The 19,794-nt window shown below is 68.8% G+C and carries 19 protein-coding genes; 7 read left to right on the top strand and 12 right to left on the bottom strand.

The features are described from left to right. Positions 1–98: 98 nt before the first annotated feature. The 4 genes from ACIQ0W_RS08595 to ACIQ0W_RS08610 all read right to left on the bottom strand — a co-directional run bounded on the left by ACIQ0W_RS08595 (position 99) and on the right by ACIQ0W_RS08610 (position 3,570). On the bottom strand, positions 99–1,295 hold the full coding sequence (locus ACIQ0W_RS08595) for a DUF222 domain-containing protein (protein ID WP_396642356.1): 1,197 nt from the start codon (positions 1,293–1,295) through the stop codon (positions 99–101). A 117-nt stretch (positions 1,296–1,412) separates the two neighbouring features. Then, positions 1,413–1,964 (bottom strand): FIMAH domain-containing protein, encoded by a 552-nt coding sequence (locus ACIQ0W_RS08600; protein ID WP_396642357.1) that lies wholly within the window; start codon positions 1,962–1,964, stop codon positions 1,413–1,415. Then, positions 1,961–3,283 (bottom strand): serine/threonine-protein kinase, encoded by a 1,323-nt coding sequence (locus ACIQ0W_RS08605; protein WP_396642359.1) that lies wholly within the window; start codon positions 3,281–3,283, stop codon positions 1,961–1,963. The genes ACIQ0W_RS08600 and ACIQ0W_RS08605 overlap by 4 nt, the downstream gene beginning before the upstream one ends. Positions 3,284–3,291: 8 nt before the next feature. After that, on the bottom strand, positions 3,292–3,570 hold the full coding sequence (locus ACIQ0W_RS08610; RefSeq protein ID WP_036299908.1) for a GlsB/YeaQ/YmgE family stress response membrane protein: 279 nt from the start codon (positions 3,568–3,570) through the stop codon (positions 3,292–3,294). A gap of 154 nt (positions 3,571–3,724) precedes the next feature. On the opposite strand from ACIQ0W_RS08610, the gene ACIQ0W_RS08615 reads away from it, so the two are divergent. From ACIQ0W_RS08615 to lhgO, 7 genes are all read left to right on the top strand, one after another. Beyond that, entirely contained in the window at positions 3,725–4,153 is a 429-nt protein-coding gene (locus ACIQ0W_RS08615) for a GIY-YIG nuclease family protein (RefSeq protein ID WP_396642360.1), read from the top strand. Positions 4,154–4,244: 91 nt separating this feature from the next. Continuing rightward, positions 4,245–5,666, top strand: coding sequence for a DUF2254 domain-containing protein (locus tag ACIQ0W_RS08620; RefSeq protein WP_396642361.1), 1,422 nt, complete (start codon positions 4,245–4,247; stop codon positions 5,664–5,666). Positions 5,667–5,722: 56 nt separating this feature from the next. Then, complete coding sequence (locus tag ACIQ0W_RS08625) at positions 5,723–6,511, top strand: lysophospholipid acyltransferase family protein (protein WP_396642362.1); 789 nt, start codon at positions 5,723–5,725, stop codon at positions 6,509–6,511. A gap of 41 nt (positions 6,512–6,552) precedes the next feature. Beyond that, positions 6,553–7,593: a lactonase family protein gene (locus tag ACIQ0W_RS08630; protein WP_396642363.1), complete on the top strand. Its 1,041-nt coding sequence runs from the start codon at positions 6,553–6,555 to the stop codon at positions 7,591–7,593. Positions 7,594–7,683: 90 nt separating this feature from the next. Beyond that, positions 7,684–8,646, top strand: coding sequence for a TIGR03885 family FMN-dependent LLM class oxidoreductase (locus ACIQ0W_RS08635; RefSeq protein WP_396642364.1), 963 nt, complete (start codon positions 7,684–7,686; stop codon positions 8,644–8,646). Further along, the gene (locus tag ACIQ0W_RS08640; protein WP_396642366.1) at positions 8,643–10,304 is read left to right on the top strand and encodes an alpha-amylase family protein; all 1,662 of its coding nucleotides are present in this window, start codon (positions 8,643–8,645) and stop codon (positions 10,302–10,304) included. Before ACIQ0W_RS08635 ends, ACIQ0W_RS08640 begins: the two co-directional genes overlap by 4 nt. A 159-nt stretch (positions 10,305–10,463) precedes the next feature. Further along, a complete protein-coding gene (lhgO, locus tag ACIQ0W_RS08645) occupies positions 10,464–11,669 on the top strand; it encodes an L-2-hydroxyglutarate oxidase (protein ID WP_396642367.1) in 1,206 nt (401 codons plus the stop codon). Positions 11,670–11,792: 123 nt separating this feature from the next. On the opposite strand, the gene ACIQ0W_RS08650 is transcribed toward lhgO, so the two are convergent. The 8 genes from ACIQ0W_RS08650 to ACIQ0W_RS08685 form a co-directional block, all read right to left on the bottom strand. Next, on the bottom strand, positions 11,793–13,226 hold the full coding sequence (locus tag ACIQ0W_RS08650; protein ID WP_396642369.1) for an AMP-binding protein: 1,434 nt from the start codon (positions 13,224–13,226) through the stop codon (positions 11,793–11,795). Further along, positions 13,226–14,335 (bottom strand): MSMEG_0565 family glycosyltransferase, encoded by a 1,110-nt coding sequence (locus ACIQ0W_RS08655; RefSeq protein WP_396642370.1) that lies wholly within the window; start codon positions 14,333–14,335, stop codon positions 13,226–13,228. The genes ACIQ0W_RS08650 and ACIQ0W_RS08655 overlap by 1 nt, the downstream gene beginning before the upstream one ends. A gap of 27 nt (positions 14,336–14,362) precedes the next feature. After that, positions 14,363–15,217 carry a carbon-nitrogen hydrolase family protein gene (locus ACIQ0W_RS08660; RefSeq protein WP_396642371.1) on the bottom strand — a complete coding sequence of 285 codons (855 nt, stop codon included), beginning with the start codon at positions 15,215–15,217 and terminating at the stop codon, positions 14,363–14,365. Between the two features lie 32 nt (positions 15,218–15,249). After that, positions 15,250–16,509: an MSMEG_0569 family flavin-dependent oxidoreductase gene (locus ACIQ0W_RS08665; protein ID WP_396642372.1), complete on the bottom strand. Its 1,260-nt coding sequence runs from the start codon at positions 16,507–16,509 to the stop codon at positions 15,250–15,252. Then, positions 16,506–16,817 carry an MSMEG_0570 family nitrogen starvation response protein gene (locus ACIQ0W_RS08670; RefSeq protein WP_396642373.1) on the bottom strand — a complete coding sequence of 104 codons (312 nt, stop codon included), beginning with the start codon at positions 16,815–16,817 and terminating at the stop codon, positions 16,506–16,508. The genes ACIQ0W_RS08665 and ACIQ0W_RS08670 overlap by 4 nt, the downstream gene beginning before the upstream one ends. Then, entirely contained in the window at positions 16,810–17,712 is a 903-nt protein-coding gene (locus tag ACIQ0W_RS08675) for a carbon-nitrogen hydrolase family protein (RefSeq protein WP_396642374.1), read from the bottom strand. The genes ACIQ0W_RS08670 and ACIQ0W_RS08675 overlap by 8 nt, the downstream gene beginning before the upstream one ends. Before the next feature lie 8 nt (positions 17,713–17,720). Continuing rightward, a complete protein-coding gene (locus ACIQ0W_RS08680) occupies positions 17,721–18,248 on the bottom strand; it encodes an MSMEG_0572/Sll0783 family nitrogen starvation response protein (RefSeq protein ID WP_396642376.1) in 528 nt (175 codons plus the stop codon). 130 nt (positions 18,249–18,378) lie between these two features. Beyond that, a complete protein-coding gene (locus tag ACIQ0W_RS08685; protein WP_396642377.1) occupies positions 18,379–19,785 on the bottom strand; it encodes an MSMEG_0567/sll0787 family protein in 1,407 nt (468 codons plus the stop codon). Between the last annotated feature and the right edge of the window lie 9 nt (positions 19,786–19,794).

Below are 19,794 nucleotides of genomic sequence, written 5' to 3' on the forward strand. Positions count from 1 at the left end.
TCACACCCATCGAGAAGGAGAACGAGTACTACCGTGAGATCAACCCCCAGAGCCAGCCGGCGCTGGGAGAACTCGCCCTCCACTAAACCCGGGGCGATTCAGGGTGAGGTCCATTCCAGAACTCCGCCGCCGAGTTGGCGGACGGTCCACGCCGTTTCGCCCTTGAGAATGTGGTGTCGTTTGCAGAGACAAGCAAGGTTGCAGACGGCGGTTTCACCACCCAACGCGTAGTCGAGGGTGTGGTCCCGATCACACCGATGTGCGGGTTGTCGGCATCCCGGGAACCTGCAGTGCTGATCCCGCGCCCGCAAGAACCGTTTCATATCCGCCGAGGGCGTGTACCGGTCCACGGCGAGCACGCACCCCGTGATCGGATCGGCGAGAACTCGGTCCCACCCGGTCGCGTGTCCCGCGAGCTGGCGGGCGGTGGCGGGGTCGATCGGGCACCGTCCCACGAGCTCGGCGGGCTCGTCCGTCACGCCAGCCAGCGCCAAGGCGGGAACGGTGACGTTCACGATCCCGCGAATCGCCCCGAGACCGCCGAGCCCGTCGGAGAGACCGGCACCCGTTTCCACGGAAGGCGTCGTGGTGAGCAGCATGTCCGCCACCAGATCGGCACGGATCTGGTCCAGGGTCCGCGCATCCGTCGGATCGGCTTTCCTGATCGCCCGAGCCTGTTGGGTGATGCGGTCGTGCATCGCATGCGCCAGCACCGCGGGTTGGGTGGAAATGAACTCCGCCATCCCGTCGCCGATGTCTCGTACGCACGCGCCCCGTGACGTGCGTGCCTCCTTGTGGCGCTCCGCGAGCGGTCGCGGCTGCAGCGACTCCGCGAGCCGCGCCAACGATGCTCCGAGCCGCCCGGGCGTGGTCCCCTCGGCGCGAGGCAGTGCTTCGGTCTCGAACTTCGCGCGTGCATCCGGATCCGTCAACGGGAGTCCGTGTTCCATGATCACCGCGACATGGCCGCGAGCGATCCGTCCCTCTTCCCACGCGTTGAACGTCGCGGGAAAGGACTCCGCCAAAACAGCGGCGTCGTTCATGCGGCGTTGCACGGTCCGGTCGGACATATTCGCCGCAGCGGCCATCTCCGCCGCCAAAGAACGGAACGGCAACTCAGCTTCGCGTGAGGAGGGGGAGGCGAGTTCCGCGACCCGGTGCATCCCCTCCGCAGCCGCCTCCGCGAAGATCCGAGCCAGCGCGGCCTGCCCCTGCTCGGCTACACGCACCGCCTCGGCACACCGGACCGCGAAGTCCCGAGCCTTGGCATCAACCCCACAAGAAATCGAATGCATGTTCGAAACTCTACGGACGACCACCGACATCCACAGCCCGAAAAGCATCGAAAACGGGCCGAATCAGCCGAGCGAAAATGAGATTTCTCCCATCTTCGCATCGTGGTTTGGCGCGGCTCAGCCGTTGCCCCGGCCTCCGCTGTTTCCGTTCCCGTTCCCGCTGTTTCCGCCGCCGTTGCCGCTGTTGCCGTCGTTCCCGTTGCCGTCGTTCCCGTTGCCGCTGTTGCCGTCGTTACCGTTGCCCTGGTTGCCCTCGCCACTGTTGCCGCCTTCCCCGCCGTTGCCGTCACCCTCTTCCGGCTCAGCCACATCAGGAGCCACCGGGGCCGGCGCCTCGACGGGCGCCTCGGCGGGCGCGCTCGGCGTTGCGGATTCCACCGCTTGCACGAGGTCGGCGCGCACCGCATCGATCGCTGCCTGGATCGTCGCGGCCCGCTCGTCACTGACGTCGCCCTGCTCCCGCGCGGTGTCGAGCGCCGCCTGAAGCGCATCGAGTTCGACCATCGCTGCGGCATAGTCGCCCGTCGCGGCGGTCTCCGCCACCGAGACCACATGAGACTGGAGTTGTGTGGCGGACTCCCCGGCGAGGTCGGTGTCCGCCTGTGCGCACCCGCTGAAAACGAGCACGAGGGCTAGCGCCGGGGCGATCCATCCCGCCCGGCGCCTCACGGTGTCACCTCGTCGAGAAGATCCTGCAGGTGTGTATCGAGGGGCTCGCCCACCTGCGGCAGATCCGGCTGCGCCGGCCCGGACGGCAGGTTCGCGTTCCAGAGAACGACGGCGAGCACGCCCGCGACCAGCAGCGCGACGAGCGCCAGCAACCCCAGACGCGCGCGGCGCGAACGCGCGGGCGAGCTTGTCCGTCCCGCGTCCCCTCCGGTGCCGATCGGCGCGGGCTCGTGAGGCGCTGGCGAGACATCCGTCAGCGCTTCGGTCGGCAGCATGAGGGTGGGTGCGGGGGAAACCGAGCCCACGGATGAGATCGACGAGGCAGATGCGACGGATGCCTCACCCGCCTCTTTCTCGGAGACCACATCGACGGCAAGCGCGGTCACGCCCGGATCGCTCGGCTCGACATCGAGCAAGCGCGCCCGCGTGGCGACCTCGAGTGCGGTGGGGCGCTGTTCAGGGTCGCGAGCGGTCATGTCGGTGAGCAGCGCACCCCAGCCGGGTCCGAGAGAGGCAGGGATCTCGGGCTGGATCGACAGTCGCGCCGCGATCGCCTCGACCGGGGTCTGCTGTGCGAACGCGCGGCGACCCGTCAGCGCCTCGATCAGAACGAGGCCCAGCGAATAGATGTCGGACGCGGTCGTGGGCGCGGCACCTCGCACCTGTTCGGGCGCGAGATAAGCAGCCGTGCCGATCGCGGTTCCCGGCGCGGTGAGCCGGGTCGTGTCGATGAGGTACGCGATGCCGAAGTCGGCGAGCGTCGGGCGGAGGGGGCTCTGCGGCGTCAGTGCCGGACGCAGCAGGATGTTCGACGGCTTGACGTCGCGGTGGATGATTCCGGCGCCGTGCACGACGTGCAGTGCCTCGCCGAGCTCTCGCGCGAGAGAGGTCGCGTCCTCGTCGCCGATCACGCCGCCGAGAAGACGCGCGTCGAGCGTTCCCCCGTCGATGTACTCCATCACGAGGAACGCGTCGCCGCGCTCCGGCAGATGCGCGTCGAAGAGGGTGACCAGCGCGTGATGGCTCAGCGATGCAAGCAGCCGCGTTTCGGATACCTGGCGTGCCTCGTCCCCGCGGCCCGCGGTACCGGGAGTGAACAACTTGATCGCGACCGTGCGGCCGAGCGCTTGATCGGTGGCGCGGAAGACGGATGCCATCCCGCCCGCGCCGACGAACTCGTCGATCCGGTATCTGTCCGCGAGCACATCACCGGCCTGCAGGGTGTTCCCCCGCAGGCCGGCATGTGCGCGTGGAGCATCCGCCCCGCCGCGACGGCCATCACGGGCCCGTCGCGGGTCGGATGCGACATCCCCCGTCATACGCGCGTTCAGCTGCGGCGCGAGCGACGACCCGAGAAGGCGCCCCAGAGAAGCAGGACGATGATCGAGCCGATGAGCGCGCCGATGATGCCGGCCGGCTGGAAGAATCCATCCTGCGCGTCGGCGCCGAACAGCAAGAATCCGAGGAATCCGCCGACGAACGAGCCGACAATGCCGAGCAGGATGGTCATACCGATGCCCATGCTCTGCTTGCCGGGCACGATCAGGCGTGCGAGCGCACCCGCGATCAGTCCGATGACGATGATGCTGATGATGAGTCCGAGCATGTGTTCTGCCTCTCGTGCAGGGAAATGAGCAACTCAGATCATGCACCGCCCAGGCGCCGCGCGGAAGGGGGTTGCTTTTTCGTCCGCGGCTCGTCGTTTGCCGAAGTTCGTTGCGCGGGGCCACGGCGTCTGCGGTTCGCCGTAGCGTTCTCGGGTGCCGTTCGTCGTCCCACTTGCTGACCCGTGTGTGCTCTGCGGGGCAACGGAGGGCGAGCGCCACGACGGATGCCTGAGGTGCGCGCTCTGCCACTGGCGGGTCGGCGACTCGATCGACGCCGACCTGGAACGACCTCGGGTCGAGGTCGTCTACTATCTGCGCTATGCCGACCGCATCAAGATCGGCACCTCGGCCGCGCCTCGGCAGCGACTCTCGGCGGTCTGGCACGACGAGTTGCTGGCTTTCGAACGGGGCGGGCGGGCGCTCGAGCAGCAGCGTCATCGGGAGTTCGCGGGGCTCCGTGAGGGCGGCGAGTGGTTCCACGCAGGCCCCGAGTTGTTGTCGCATATCGGGGCGCTCGAGTGCGCGGACCCGTGGCAGTCCTACGCCCGCTGGGTGAGCGAAGCGCTCCGGTCGATCACGTGAGTCGACACCGTCGTGCGAAGGTTGAGATGACCGTCGTCGCGAGGATGCGACTTCGGGCGACGGCGAAAGACGCGACCGACGGGATGGACGGATGCCTCAGGCACCACGAAGAGACACCGGACCCAGCGCGTGGCGCGGGTGGTGGGCGACCCTGTCCGAAGCGATCGACTCCCGACTCTGGCCTGTCCCCGTCGGGACGGTCGTCGTCGCGGTGGTCATCGGCATCGTCCTCCCCCGTCTCGACCTCATCGTCGACCCGCAACTGCCGAACGCGGTCGATTCCGTCGTGTTCAACGGGGGCGCCGAGACCGCGCGCACCGTGCTGTCATCCATCGCCGGTTCGCTGATCACCGCGACGTCGCTCACGTTCTCGCTCACCGTCGTCGCACTGCAATTGGCGAGCAGTCAGGCATCGCCCCGCGTGCTGCGGCTGTTCGCCCGCGACCGCCAGGTGCATTGGACGCTCGCCGCATTCCTCGGAACATTCGCATACTCCCTCACCGTGCTGAGGTCGGTGAGGTCGGAGGACGACGATATCGCCGAGTTCGTGCCCCGGCTTTCCGTCACGCTCGGATTCGTCTTGACGCTCGCGAGCGTCATCATGCTCGTCTTCTTCCTCGCGCATCTCGCGGCGCAACTGCGGGTCGAGACGATGCTGAAAGAGATCCATGCCGAGACGGATGGCACGATCGATCTGATCGATGCGCGGAACGCCGACACCCCTGGCTACGTCGGCGCGATCCCGGTCCCCCCGGCGCACGAGACGGGGGTTGCGGACTCGAGCGGGTTCATCACACGCCACGACCACGATCTGCTCGTCCGATACGCCGCCGAGCACGGGATCGTGATCCAGGAGCTCCGCCGCGTCGGCGAGAACATCGTGACGGGATCACCACTGGCACGGTGGTGGCCGTCTGGACAAGCGGAGACGGTTCGAGAAGAGAGCGATCGGGAGGACGTCCATCGAGAAGACGTCGATCGAGAAGACGTCGAGCGCATCATCCGGAAGGCATTCCCCATCGGGTACGAACGGACCTCGGCGCAAGATGTCGACTTCGGGGTGCAACAGACCCTCGATATCGCCCTGCGCGCGCTGTCGCCCGGCGTGAACGATCCGACGACCGCCGTGCACGCTCTCGGTCACCTCAGCGCGATCACCGCGCGTCTCGTCGCGATGTCGCGCCTGCCCGCGGGACTCGCGGGACCCGATGGGCAGCTCTGTGTCGTCACGCTCCCACGACGCTCGGCGGACGATGTGGATGCCTCGCTGACCCCTCTCCGCCACTACGGCGCAGAGCATCCCGCCGTCGTCAAGCGTTTCGTCCAGGCCGTTTCCGAACTCTCTCTGACCTGCGCCAGTCGCGAGGTCGACGTCGCGCTCGTCGCTCAACTGGATGCGCTGGACGAGCAGATTCGCGGGCACACCGCGGACCCGGCGAGCAACTCGGCGATGCTCACGCTGATCGCCGAACAACGAGCACGTCTGATCAGCCCCAGGGCAACGACGAACTGAGCGATATATCCCGCCGACAACCCGATCCGGCTGAAACCGGTGGCAGGGTGGAATCCATGACCACGCAGCAGAGCGGCCGGGCGCGCCGCGAACCGGTGTACTCCCTCGCGGTCGGGTTCGGTCGGTTTGTCTTCGGCGGGGTTCTGCGCCTGAAACCGGTCGTGTCCGGGATCGACAAGATCCCCGCATCCGGATCCGCCGTCCTCGCTATCACGCATTTCGGATACGCCGACTTCGCGCTCGTCGAGTGGGTCACGTGGCTGCACAATCGGCGTCACGTGCGTTTTCTCGCGATGAAGGGCGCCTTCGACAAACCCGTGGTGGGCTGGCTGCTGCGAGCCATGCGACACATCTCGGTCGATAAGGCCGCGGGGAGCGCCGCATATGAACTCGCCGTGGATGCCCTCCGCCGGGGCGAGTTGCTGGGGGTCTTTCCCGAGGCCGGGGTCAGCGCATCCTTCACGGTCCGCGAGCTCAAGACCGGTTCGGCCCGGATGGCGGCCGAGGCGGGCGCACCGATCATTCCCATCGTCGTGTGGGGCGGGCAACTCCTGCGCACTAAGAACCACCGTCCGCGGCTGCGCGAGGCGTACAAAGCGCCCCTTCGCATTGCGGTCGGCGAGCCGCTCACCGTGACGACGAACGATGACCCGGTGCAAGCGACGGAAGAACTGCGTGAACGGATGCAGGCGCTGCTCGATGAGGCGCAGGCGTCCTATCCCCTCTCGGGTTCCGGTCAGTGGTGGCAGCCGAAGCACCTCGGCGGCACGGCCCCGACCCCCGGAGAGGCGGCCGTGGTCGAGGCCGAGCGTCAGCAGCGGAAAGCCGCCGCGCGCAACCGCTGAGGCGTCGCGCGCATGCCGGGACCCGCACGTACGATCGAAGGATGACCGACACTCCCCTCGTCCTCGTCGCCAATGCGGGCGACGGATCGATCAGCGTCTTCCGCCTCGCGGACCGCACGCTCGAGCGCCTCGCCGTCACGGACGGGCTGACGGATTGCTCGACGTTCGCCGTCGACGCGGCCCGCGGCCTCGTCTACGCCGGAGTCAAGGGCAGCGGACCGGGCGAACCCTCCGGCATCCTGACCCTGCAGCTCGACAGGGGCACCGGGCACCTCACCCCGCGCGGACGGCTCGATCTGCCCGACGGCGGCATGAACTACCTCGCGCTCGGTCGCGACGGAACCCTGCTGCTGGGAGCGTCCTACAGCGGCGGTTACGGCATCAGTTGCCCCGTCGATGACGGGGTGATCGGCGAGCCCGTCAGCACGATCGCGTTCCCCAATCTGCATTCCGTGCTCCCCAGCGCCGACGGCCGATTCGCCTACTTCGTCTCGCTCGGTGCCGACCTCGTCGCGCAGTACGCCGTCGACGATGAGCTGCACCTCAACCCGCTCGACCCCGCGACGGTTGCGGCACCCGAGGGAAGCGGCCCGCGTCACCTCGTCCTGAATGGGGCTCAGGACGCCGTGTACGTGATCACCGAATTCTCGGGCGAAGTCCTGCACTTCGCCCGAGACATCACGTCGGGCGAACTCGCGTTCCGAGGCGCTACATCCGTGGTCGACCCGGCACGGGGACTCGGGCACAGCGTCTTCGGCGCCGACCCCCGCGAGAACCATTTCATCTGGGGGGCCGACCTGCACTGGGGCCGGTCCGAGGCGACGCTCTGGACGTCCGAGCGAACCGAAAGCACACTCGCGGCTGCCGCCGTGGACACGGACGGCAGCGTTTCTGCGCCCACGACCTTCCACGAGACCGAACCGCAGCCGCGCGGTTTCGCGCTCAGCCAGGACGGGTCGCTGCTCGTCGCGACCGGGGAACGCTCGACAACCGTCTCGCTCTACGCGGTGGAGGGCGAGAAGCTCGAGCTGCTCCAGCGGGCCGAAACCGGTGCCGGGGCGAACTGGGTCAGATTCGCCTGACCGCCGGCGAATCGCGACGTGCCCGTACGGGAACACGGGGTTTCTCGCAATCCCCTGCCCGTGCGGGCGCTCGCGCGCAAGACTCGGCGTATGGTCTTCATCGGGTACCACGCCTCCCACGAACAAGTTCCGCCGAGCCGACTGCTCGAGGCCGTCGTCCGCGCCGAGGCCGTCGGCTTCGACGGTGCGATGTGCTCCGACCACCTCGCGCCCTGGAGCGTCGATCAGGGCGAGTCGGGCTACGCCTGGAGTTGGCTCGGGGCCGCGCTCGCCTCGACATCGTTCTCACTCGGAGTGGTCACGGCTCCCGGCCAGCGCTATCACCCCGTCATCGCGGCCCAGGCGATCGGGACGCTCGAGCAGATGTTCCCCGGCCGCTTCTGGGCCGCGCTCGGCAGCGGTGAGGCCCTCAACGAACACGTGACGGGCGATCCGTGGCCGCCGAAGGATCGACGCAATGCCCGGCTCGAGGCATCCGTCGAGGTCATCCGCGACCTGCTCGCCGGCCGCGAGGTCAGCCGCGACGACGAGGTCACGGTGCACCGCGCCCGCGTCTGGAGCCGACCCGAAACCCCGCCGCCCCTGCTGGGCGCCGCGGTCACCGCCGAGACGGCGGGCTGGCTGGCATCGTGGGCCGACGGGCTCGCCACCGTGGCGCAGCCGCGTGACGTGCTCGCCCGGGTCCTCGACGCCTATGGGAGCGCCGGAGGTCGTGGGCCTCGGGTTCTTCAGGTCCACGTGGCCCTCGCGGACTCGGACGACGAGGCACTTGCGGTGCTCCGGCAGCAGTGGCGCCACGCGACGATCGAGGGTTCGCTGTGGGATGTCGAACAGCCCGAGGAATTCGATGCGATGGCCGGCGACCCGACGGACGAGGAATTGCGTCGAGGGGCGCTCGTGGCGACCGATGCCGAAGCTCTCGCCGATCGGATCGCCGAGCTCGTCGCGCTCGGATTCGATCGTGTCTACCTGCACGGGGTCGGCACGGACCAGGCGTCCTTCCTCGACCGCGCCGAACGACACTTGCTGCCGGCCCTGAGGAGCGCGCTGTGAACATCACCGACACCAGCGACCTGTGGTGGAAATCCGCCGTCGTCTACTGCCTCGACGTCGAGACCTACATGGACGACAACGCGGACGGCGTCGGCGATTTCGCGGGGCTCGCACGTCGTATCGACTACCTCGCGGACCTCGGGATCACCTGCCTGTGGCTCATGCCGTTCTACCCGAGTCCCGACCGAGACGACGGGTACGACATCAGCGATTTCTATGGCATCGACCCGCGCCTGGGCAACCACGGCGACTTCGTGGAAGTCATCCGCACGGCGAAGGACCGAGGCATCCGCGTCATCGTCGACCTCGTCGTCAACCACACCTCCGACAAGCACCCGTGGTTCGTGTCGGCGAGGCGCAGCCGCGACTCGTTCCATCGGGACTTCTACGTCTGGCGCGACGAGCCGCCCGCCAACGAGCAGCCGACCGTCTTCCCGGGCGAGGAGGCGAGCGTCTGGGAGCACGATCCGCGAACGGATCAGTACTTCCAGCACGTCTTCTACAAGCACCAGCCCGACCTGAACATCGCGAATCCGCGCGTCCGCGACGAGATCGTCAAGACCGTCGGCTTCTGGCTCGCCCTCGGCGTCTCGGGGTTCCGTATCGACGCCGTGCCGTTCTTGATCGAGCCGCCCGAGGGGGTGGACCTCGGCGATCCGCACGACTTCCTGCGCGATCTCAAGCGGTTCCTGCAGCGACGTTCGGGCGATGCCGCTCTCCTCGGCGAGGTCAACCTGCCGTTCACCGAGCAGCTGGACTTCTTCGGCGGCGAGCGCGGCGGCGAGCTCGACCTGCAGTTCGATTTCATGTCGATGCAGGCGCTCTATCTCTCGCTCGCGCGTAGCGATCCGTCGCCTCTTCGGGATTCCCTCGCCGAGCGTCCCGCCGTACCGGACGGTGCGGCCTGGGCGAACTTCGTGCGCAACCACGACGAACTCACGCTCGACAAACTGTCCGACGCCGAACGCGACGAGGTCTTCGAGGCATTCGCGCCCGAGGAATCCCAACGGGTCTACGGGCGGGGCATCACTCGTCGCCTGCCCCCGATGCTCGACGGCGATCCCCGGCGGATCCGGATGGTCTACAGCCTGCTGTTCTCCCTTCCGGGCACGCCGGTGCTGTTCTACGGCGAAGAGATCGGTATGGGCGAGAACTCGGAGGTCGCGGGGCGCGGTGCGGTACGCACGCCGATGCAGTGGACGGACGGGAAGAACGGCGGATTCTCACACGCGTCTCGCGGGCGGCTGGTCGCCCCGATGCCCGCGGATGGTTATGCCCCCGAGCATGTGAATGTGCTGAAGCAGCGGAACGACCCGGACTCGCTGCTGCAATTCATCCGTCACCTCGTCCGCCGCTACCGCGTCTCACCCGAGATCGGCTGGGGTGAGCTGGAGCTGTTCGACACCAGCAGCGATGGCGTACTGGCCCACGGTGTTCTGTCGCCGCTCGGACGGATGATCGCCCTCCACAACTTCACGGCCGCGCCCGTACGCACGGTCGTGGAGATCGGCGAGGTCGAGGAAGGTACGACCCTTCTCGACCTGCACGGACCTGACCGGACACCCCTGGACGCGAGCGGACGTGTGGAGTTCGAGTTGGCGCCCTACGGCTTCCGCTGGATGCGGGTTTCGCCGCCCGGAGACACGCGGATCGGTTGACCTATACTGGCGCGGACCCACACCGGGTTCTGCGCCACGCACCTGGAGGAATAGTGAGCATCACGGCCGAATCCGATTCGATCCTTCGACAAGCGGTCGCCTGGGCATCCGATGGGTCGAGCGCACGGGACGACAACACGTGCGAGAGAGTCCGCTGACGTGGGCGAACGTATCGGCATCATCGGCGGGGGAATCGTCGGCGTCGCGCTGGCACGCGAACTCGCGCAATCGGGGGCGTACGAGGTGACCGTGCTCGAGAAGGAGCCACGGTTGGCTGCGCACCAGACCGGCCACAACTCCGGCGTCGTGCACGCCGGTCTCTATTACAAGCCGGGGTCGTTGAAAGCGACTCTCTGCGCAACGGGACGCGTCGCGATCCGTGACTACTGCGAAGAGAAGGGGCTCCCGTACCGCGAGGTCGGTAAGCTCGTCGTCGCCGTCGACGAGAGCGAACTGCCGGCGCTCGCTGAGATCGAACGGCGCTCGATCGAGAACGGCGTGCCCGACCTCGTGCGGATCGACGATGTCGCACGCCTGCGCGAGATCGAACCGCACGTCGCGGGCGTTGCCGCGGTGCACTCCCCCCACACGGCCGCGGTCGACTACGCAGCGATCACCGAAGCGATGGCGCAGGATGTCCGCGCAGCGGGTGGGCACATCGTGATGCAGAGCGAGGTCACCGCGATGCGCCTCGAGAACGGTGGGGTCCGCGTGATCACTCCGTCCGGTGAGCATGTCTTCGACAGGGTGATCGCCGCCGCGGGCCTGCAGTCCGACATCGTCGCGAAACTCATCGGCGCCGACCCGTCACCCAAGATCCTGCCTTTCCGCGGGGAGTACTGGGAGCTTGCGCCGGAGCGGGGCGACCTGGTGCGCGGCATGATCTACCCGGTTCCGGATCCGCGCTTTCCCTTCCTCGGGGTGCACTTCACCCGCGGTGTGTACGACGATGTCCATATCGGCCCCAACGCGGTGCCCGCCCTGGCACGCGAGGGATACCGCTGGCTCTCGATCTCGCCGAAGGACACGCTGGCCTCGTTGCGGTGGCCGGGAGCATGGCCGCTCGCCAAGCAACATTGGCGCATGGGGGTCGACGAGATCAGCGGCTCCCTCGTCAAGCCGCTCTACTATCGCAAGGCGCGCAGGTTCATCCCGGAACTGAAGATGAGCGACCTGAGCGCCAAGACGTCGGCGGGCGTCCGTGCGCAGGCGTGGGGACGCGCCGGCGAGCTGCTCGACGACTTCGCCGTAGACCAGGTCGGGCCGGTCACCCTCCTGCGTAACGCGCCGTCGCCCGCTGCAACCTCGTCGATCGCGATCGCGCGGTACGTGATCGAGCACTATCTCGATCGCGCCGCGTCCTGAACCGATCTGGCTCTGATCTCGCGCTGCGATCGTCAGTGCCGTAGGTCACCAGCTCGTAGCCGGTGAACAGGATTCCCTGGTCGACGCGAGGGAACGACAGGGCAGAACTGAGGCGCGAGCGGACTAGCGGTCCCGTGACCGTTCCGACCACCGACGGCGAGACGCCTTCCCGGCATCGTCGCGGACCGGGTCATGGACGACGCCGATCGAGGACGGGGCTCGTGAGCCGAGGCGTTCCTTCGCCCAGGCCACGAGCTCGTCCGCTCCGATCTCGGCGCCCGCGACATCCACCACGGCTTCGACGACCTCACCAAACGCCTCATCGGGTCGTCCGAAGGCCAGCGCGCTCCGGACGGAGGGATGCTGCTCCAGCACGCGCTCGATCTCGACGGGGTAGATCTTCTCCCCGCCGCGGTTGATGACATCGTCCGCGCGGTCGACGAGGTAGAGGTAGCCGTCGCGATCCAGCCGGCCGATGTCGCCGAGGGTGTCCCACCCCTCCGCGTCCCGGCGGGAGGTCGCGCCGAGATATTCGTAGGCGGGACGGAGGCCCCGGCGCATCCAGACCGCTCCGATCGTCCCCGTCGGCGCGAGCTTCCCGTCCGCGCCGCGGATCTGGATCTCGGTTCCGCCGATGGCCCGGCCGACGCTGCCCTCGTGGGTGAGCCATTCGTCACCGCGGATCATCGTCAGCCCGTTCGACTCGGATCCGGCGTAGACCTCGATGACCCGCTCCGCGCCCGCCCAGTGGAGGAACAACCTCTTCAGGGGCACGGCGCACGGGGCGCCCATGTGCAGCAAGGACTCGATGCTCCGCAGACGATCGGGATGGCGCTCGGCCTCGGGCAGGCGGAGGAGCCGGTGCATCATCGTCGGCACGACGAGGGCCCACGTGACGGCGTGCTCTTCGACGGCGTCGAGCCACGCGCGTTCGTCGAAGCGCGGCAGGATCACCAGGCGATGCCCGGTGAGCAGACCCCGGAAGGCGTAGGTGAACGTCGCCGAATGGGTCATCGGACCCGACACGAGCTGGGTCGCGCGCAAGGGGAGGAATTCGGCGACGGGCCGGGTCGGGTCGAGGATCGCCGGGGAACTGGCCCGGACCACCTTGGGGCGACCGGTCGAGCCCGATGTCGTGGGCGCCTTCCAGGACGATGCCGCCAGATCGGGGAGCGGCACGGACACGGCGGGCGCGTCGACCGACTCGATCCACGGAATGGACGGGTCCTGGGGGCGGGCACCGATCGCCGCCGCCGGTCGCGACACCTCCTCGACGGCGGAGCGCTCGGCATCCGTCAGCCTCATCGCCACGGGCTGCGGCGTCGCGCCGGCCCTCCAGACGGCGACGGTCGCGATGACGATGTCACGGTCGTTGGGCAGCGAGATCGTGACGAGGTCATCCGTTTCCACGCCCCGACCACGAAGGGCATGCGCCAGGCGGGTCGCCGACTCGTCGAGGCCGGCTGCCGTCAGCTCGCCGCGCTCGTCGATCACGACGACCTCGTTCGGCGCGGCGAGTGCCCGGTCGGCGACGATCGACGAGATCGATTGCCGCATCAGTCGCCCGCCGACGCGAGGAACGAGCGGTAGAAGTCCTCGTGGGCCCGAGCCGCCCCGATCCAGCTGTACGAGCGCGCCAGGTGCTGTCCCGGGACGGGATCGATCCGCGACGACGGATCGAGCGACGTGCTCAGGGCATCGGCGATGCCCGGGACATCCGTCGCATAGAGAACGGCCTCTCCGAACACCTCCCGGATCACGGGAAGGTCCCGCGCGACGACCGGGACCCCGGCGGCGAGCGCCTCCATAGCGGCGAGACCGAAGCCCTCCTTCGTCGAGACGAAGCCGAGCGTCGACGCCGCGGCCACGAGAGCGGGAAGATCATCGTCCGGGACGGTGCCGAGAATCGTCGGCTGGATCCGGAGCTCGTCCGCCCGCCGTTCGAACTCCTCGCGGTAGGGCCGGTAGTCGAAGAGCGTCTCGCCGCCTCCGAACACCAGGCGGAGATCCGGATGCTCCGCACGGAGCGCCGCGAACGCCTCGAGCAGGTCGATGGAGCCCTTGCGCGGCTCGATCCCGCCGAGGGCGAGCACGTAGTCGCCGAGCCGGCCACGCCACCGGGCGCGCTGCTCGTCACCGGCGGGCCCCGCGGCGGCCGCGAACCGGTCGGCGTCGACGCCGTTCGGGATCACGGTAGGGGTGTACCCGTACTCCGCCTCCACCTCTGCGGCGACCGCCCGAGACACGCAGATGCGGCCTGTCGGCCGGTGGATCGCCATCTCGTGGCACGCGATGAGGCGGGGTGTTGTGAAGGCGTCGAGGTGATGGATCGTCCGAACGCACGCGGATCCTGCGGAGATCACGGCGTTCGCCGAGATGCAGTCCTGTGCGTGCACGACGTCGGCGTCGGCCCCGAAGGCCGCGGCCATCGTCGTGATCGATCGCTCGATCCGGTCGCCGACGTCCTCGCCCTCGGGCGTGTCGAAGGGGACCACGCGGACGGAGACGGCCGGATCGACCTCGCGGAAGAACGCCGTGTCGTCACCGCGCCCGAGGGTCCAGATCTCGACCTCGTGACCGAGTGCCGCGAGCGCTTCGGACAGCGCGAGCGTGTGCACGACCCCGCCCCGAGGTTTCGTCGAATACGTGACCTGCGCGATCTTCACGAGGGTCCCCCGGGCGGTCTCACCGGCTCACGCCGGCGTGACGCGATACGCATGCTCGGCGCGCTGTTCGAGGTGGTTCAGGCTCCGCCGAGCGCGCGCCCGCGAGGCCTTCACGTCGGCCTCGGCGATCGCGAGACCGCCCTTGGCCCAAGTCTTGGCGATGATCTCGCCCGCGGGGTCGACGATCTTCGCCTGCCCGAGAAAGCGCAGCCCGCCCATCACGCCGGTCTGGTTGGATGAGACGAGGTACACCTGGTTCTCGGCGGCGCGCGCGCAGTCGTACAGATCGAACAGGTGCGCCTGGCGGTCGTTGCGGATGCGGTCGGAGCGATCGGTCACGCTCGCCGGCCACGCGCTCAGGCACGCGATGATCTCGGCGCCGTCGAGCGCGAGGGAACGCGCGGACTCGGGGAAGGTCTTGTCGAAGTCGATCAGCATCCCGAGGCGCCCGACCCGGGTGTCGAACGCCGAGAACTCGTCGCCGGCCCGGTAGACGTCGGATTCTCCGAGCGGCAGGTGGACCTTGCGGTGCGTCCCGAGGATGCCGTCGCCCGTCACGCACACGGCCGTGTTGTAGCGTACCTCGGTGTCTCCGACCCGCGCGCGCTCAGCGACGCCGAAGCAGACGGTCATGTCGCCGGCGAGCGCGATGACGGCGGCGATCTCCGGCCCGTCCAGGTCGACCGAACGGGGCGCGCTGTCGCCCTCGTCGGACGGATGCTGGAGGTCGAACAGGTACCCGCCGATCGTCGCATCCGGCAGGACGAGCAGATCGACGCCCTTCTCGCGCGCCTGCCCGATGATCCCGGGGAGTTTCGCGAGGGTGCGATCCACGTCGCGCCCGAAGTGCGCGGCGACCCCCGCCATCGTGACCGTGACCATTCGCTCAGCGTATAGCGCGATATCCGGATGCCTCAGGCGACTCGGACGCGTCGGTCTGCGGCCTCGGCGACCAGCCCCGCGACGTGCTCGGCGTCGCGCGCGATCGCGTGGAACCGCCCGGACCCCCAGGTGTGCATCCACGGCAGCCCGATGAACTGGAAGCCCGACACGTTCGTCGCACCCCGGACGTGGGCCGGGTGCCCCTCGTGGTCGAGCACATCGAGGTCTCCGAGCCACGACCAGTCCGCGCGGAAGCCGATCGACCACACGACGGAGGCGATGCCCGCCGCATCGAGCGTCGTGGGGACGTCTTCCGGCCGCCAGACCGGCTGGTACCGGTCTTCGTGAGGCGCGTCGATCCCCTCGCGTTCGATGTAGCGGTCGATGTCGTTCTTGATGGACTCGGCCACCGAGTCGGCGTAGTCGAGGTTGTCGGCCAGGGTGCCATCGAACAGGAAGGCACCTCCCGACATCCCGACCGCCCGGCCGTAGAGCGTCATCCCCCGCAGCGCGAACTCGCGCAGATCGATGTCGCGTCCCCCGTCGCGGCCCGTGACGTAGTGGTTCGTCGACTCGCGCTTGGCCAGCCCCCGCGCCTCGACGGCCACGTCGTAGACGCCCATGTCGGCGAGCCAGGTCATGCAGTCCCGTCCGCGGTAGAACCGCGCGACGCGAGGCGCGCGACCGAGGGCGAGATGCACGTCGCGCCCCTCGAGCAGCAGGTCCTCGGCGATCTGCGTCCCCGACTGTCCGGACCCCACCACGAGGACGGGACCATCCGGAAGCTGCGAGGCGTTGCGGTACTCGTGGGAGTGCAGCTGGACGACGTGGTCGGGGATGTCCGCAGCCCACACGGGCGTGACGGGCAGGTGGTACCCGCCCGTGGCCGAGGTGACCGTCTCGGCCGAGATCGTGCCCGCGCTCGTGTGGACGAGGAATCCGCCGCCCGGGCGCTGCTCGACCAGAAGCACGGACGTGTGCTCCGCCACGGGCGCATCGAAGGTGTCGGCATATCCGCGCGCCCAGGCGTACACCTCGTCGCGGGTCATGAAGCCGTCGGGCTCGGCACCGTCGTACGGATAGCCCGGCAACGCGCAATGCCAGTTCGGCGTCACGAGCGTGAACTTGTCCCAGCGGCCGTCGCGCCACTCGTGCACGACCGTGTCGCGTTCGATGACGACATGACGGACGCCCTTCCGGACCAGGTGCCAGCTGAGGGCGAGCCCCGCCTGGCCCCCACCCACGATCACGGCATCGAAATGGTCGCCGTCCCGCAGCTCGACGGGGATCATGCGCGGCCGCCGTCCGCGGCGGGCTCCAGGCCGGGCTCCATCGCGACGACCTCGACGTCACCGTCCGCGTACGAGGCGGCGGCCGACGCGATCGTCTGCTCCGAGTGCATCGCCGAGGTGCAGGCGAAACCGAACTTCGCCCGCACCCGTTCGCTCGCGATCGCCAGCGCCTCGCTCGTGCGTCCGACGAAGTCCGAGACCGGGTACCGCCCCCCCACCGTGAGGAAGTCGTGCATCACCAGGCTCGGCGAGTAGTGCGTGCTCTCGCGGCCGTCCGGCCAGCGCACCGCGAACGTCATCTCAGGCATGGGCGAGCTCCGTCCACCGGGTCGCGCTGTCGCTCCCCGTCTCGGCGACCGGGCCGTAGACATCCGGTCGTCGATCCCGCAGGTGGAACATGCCACCGCGCATCGCCCGGAACGTCTCGTCGATATCGATCTCGGCCACGGCGAGACCGGCTCCCAGCAGTGTCGTCGCGAGGATGTTGCCGCCCGGATCGACGACCTTGGCGTTGCCGACATAGCGCAGCGACCCGAACGTGCCCGACTGGTTCGACGCCATCCAGAAGACCTGGTTGTCGAGCGCCCGCGCGATGTCGAACTGGTTGAACCGGTACGTCCAGCGGTCGTCCTGCAGGTTCTCGGCCGTCGCGGTGCGCGCCGCCGGCCAGGCCGACATGCTCACGACGATCTCGGCACCGTCGAGCGCGAGCAGCCGTGCCGCCTCGGGAAAGGCTTTGTCGTAGCAGATCTGCATCCCGATGCGCGCGAGCGGGGTGTCGAACGCCGTGTACTCGGATCCCGCCGAGTACGACATGTTCTCGCCGAGCGGCTGATGCACCTTGCGATACGACCCGTAGATCTGCCCGCCGTCGAGGCACACGGCCGCGTTGTAGCGCGTCACCCCGTCGTCGTCGAGCTCGCAGAACCCGATCGTCACGATCGTGTCGCCCGCGAGCTCCTGCACGCGAGCGATCTCGGGGCCGTCGAGCCGGATGGCCGGCGGAAGCGAGCGCTTCGTGTTCTGCACGGTGTCGCCATGGTTGCCGAGCGATGAGAGATACCCCCCGATCGCCGCCTCGGGGAACGCGACGATCCGCGCCCCCCGAGCACGCGCGTCCTGGAGCAGCTGCTCGATGAGCGCGTAGTTCTGGTTCAGGTCCCGCGTGAAGTTCGCCGAGACCGACGCGACGGTGAGTGCCATGGCCGGGCCTAGAGGTTGTAGGTGGAGTTGATGATCGCGCCCTTGCGCGCGTAGTAGATGAGGGCGTCCTGGACATCGAGCGGGTGCGCCGGGATGACACCCTCGATCAGGTCCTCCTCGCGCATGCCGTGCAGGGCCATGCCGAAGCGGCAGCAGTAGACCGTGCCGCCCTCCTTGATGAACGTCTCGAGCGAGCCGTTCATGTTCAGCTCGCCCGGGAATCCGGCGTCCCCGGTGGTCGGGAATCCGCGGTTCGCCGTGCAGGCGAGCGTGCCGGGGCCGTAGAAGTAGATCGCCGATTCGAAACCCTTGCGGAGGGCCCGGGTCGCCTGCAGGATCGCAACGAAGCTGACCGAGGACTCGTGCGGGATGCCGTGGATCAGCGTGAAGTAGGTCTCGCCGTCCTCGGCCTGGAAGTCGGGGAAGATCTTGGTCGATCCGTAGATGTTCGTCCCCTTCGGCAGCGAGGGGTGCGGGATCTCGCCGAGCGACTTGGCGATGTTCTCGGCGATCTGGGCGTCGATGTCTTCAGGCATGGTTCATCTCTTTCGTGAGGTGGAGCACGGGATGGAACGGGGAGTCGAGCTGAAGGTGGAGCCGAGAGGAGCGTGCATTCACACTCGCAAGACGGTGTTTCGGTGTGGTTTCATCCGGAATGAGGTCACGTTACGAACCGGATGCTCCGAGGCCCGTTGCCGGCGCGGCACAGGCGGTCGTGGTGACGCCGTCCGGCCACAGCAGCCGAACGTCGGATCCCCCGTTGAGACGACCGATCACTGCCGTCTCGGCGAGGGGCGAAGCGACCCGCGAGCGCCCCGGACGGTCGGCCGTGAGCATCCCGAAGCCGGGGAAACAGGTGACCCAGTCGCCGAACGCGACGTCGCCCGGCGCGGGGATCGCCGACACGTCGATCGCGAGCCCGGTGCCGGATGCCTCGGCGAGCATCGCGGCGCTGCCGACGATGCCGCCCATGCTGACATCCTTGGCCGCGGCCGGGCGGGCTCGGCGCACGATCCCGCCGAGCTCGCGCAGCTCGGCACCGGTGCGGGCGGAGGTCGTGTCCCACTGCCTGCCCTCGAAGCCGCGGCGCCAGCGTCCGCGCAGGTCCACGGTCAGGCTGAGGTCGTCGCCCACCCGGCCACCGCCGCCGGGCACCGGGCGCTTCGTGCGCCCCATCGCGGTCACCGACAGCGCGGGGGCGACCCCGAGCTGGGTGTGACCGCCGAGGATCGGCACACCCCAGGCATCCGCTCCGCTGCGGAGCCCGCCCAGGATCCGCCGCGCGAACGAGGCGGTCGGTGCCGCCACGGCATCGAGCAGCCCGACCGGCTTCGCCCCCATGGCCGAGAGGTCGTTGAGGTTGACCAGCACGGCGCACCACCCCGCCCATTCGGGATCGCGCTCGATCATGGCAGGAAGGATGGCGTCGCACGCTGCGACAACATCGGTGCCCGGAAGGGGCACCCCGTCATCGCCGACGAATCCGCGACCGCCGAGGGCGTGCGGGTCGTCGTCGCGGAGGTCGCCGAGCAGGTCGCCGAGGACCCCCTTGGTGGACTGCAGGAGCCGCTCGATCCGATCGATCGGCCAGCGCATCCGCACGTGAGCCGCGCCACCGATGGTCGTGGCGCCCCACGACTCCCAGCCGAGGTGCCGGAAGAGCGGAGCGTTGCGTTCCTGAACCGTCGCCTCGAACCTCAGCACGCCGCTCGCGAGAGCGGTCGCGCACGCCTCGCGCACGAGCGCCGACCCGATGCCGCCCGCGCCGCGCGCGTCGCGGCGCACGACCAGCCGGCTGCCGGTCCACCAGCCGATGTCGCGACCCTCGACGGCGGGGGCGAGGCGAACGCCCCCGAGAACCTCGCCCCCGGGAGCGACACAGACCAGCACGATCGTGCGCGGATCCTCGTCGATCCGGTCGGTGTCGTCGCCGTCGAAGATGCCCTGTTCGGCCACGAACACATCGCGTCGGATCGCGCGATACGCGGCGATCTGCGCGTCCGTCGCCCGCTCGATCGTCCAGGCCGTCCGGTCGATCCGGCTCCGGCGCGACGTTCCGGTGATGACCGGCACATCGAGCAT

The organism is Microbacterium sp. (assembly GCF_044340635.1).
Taxonomy (GTDB): domain Bacteria; phylum Actinomycetota; class Actinomycetes; order Actinomycetales; family Microbacteriaceae; genus Microbacterium.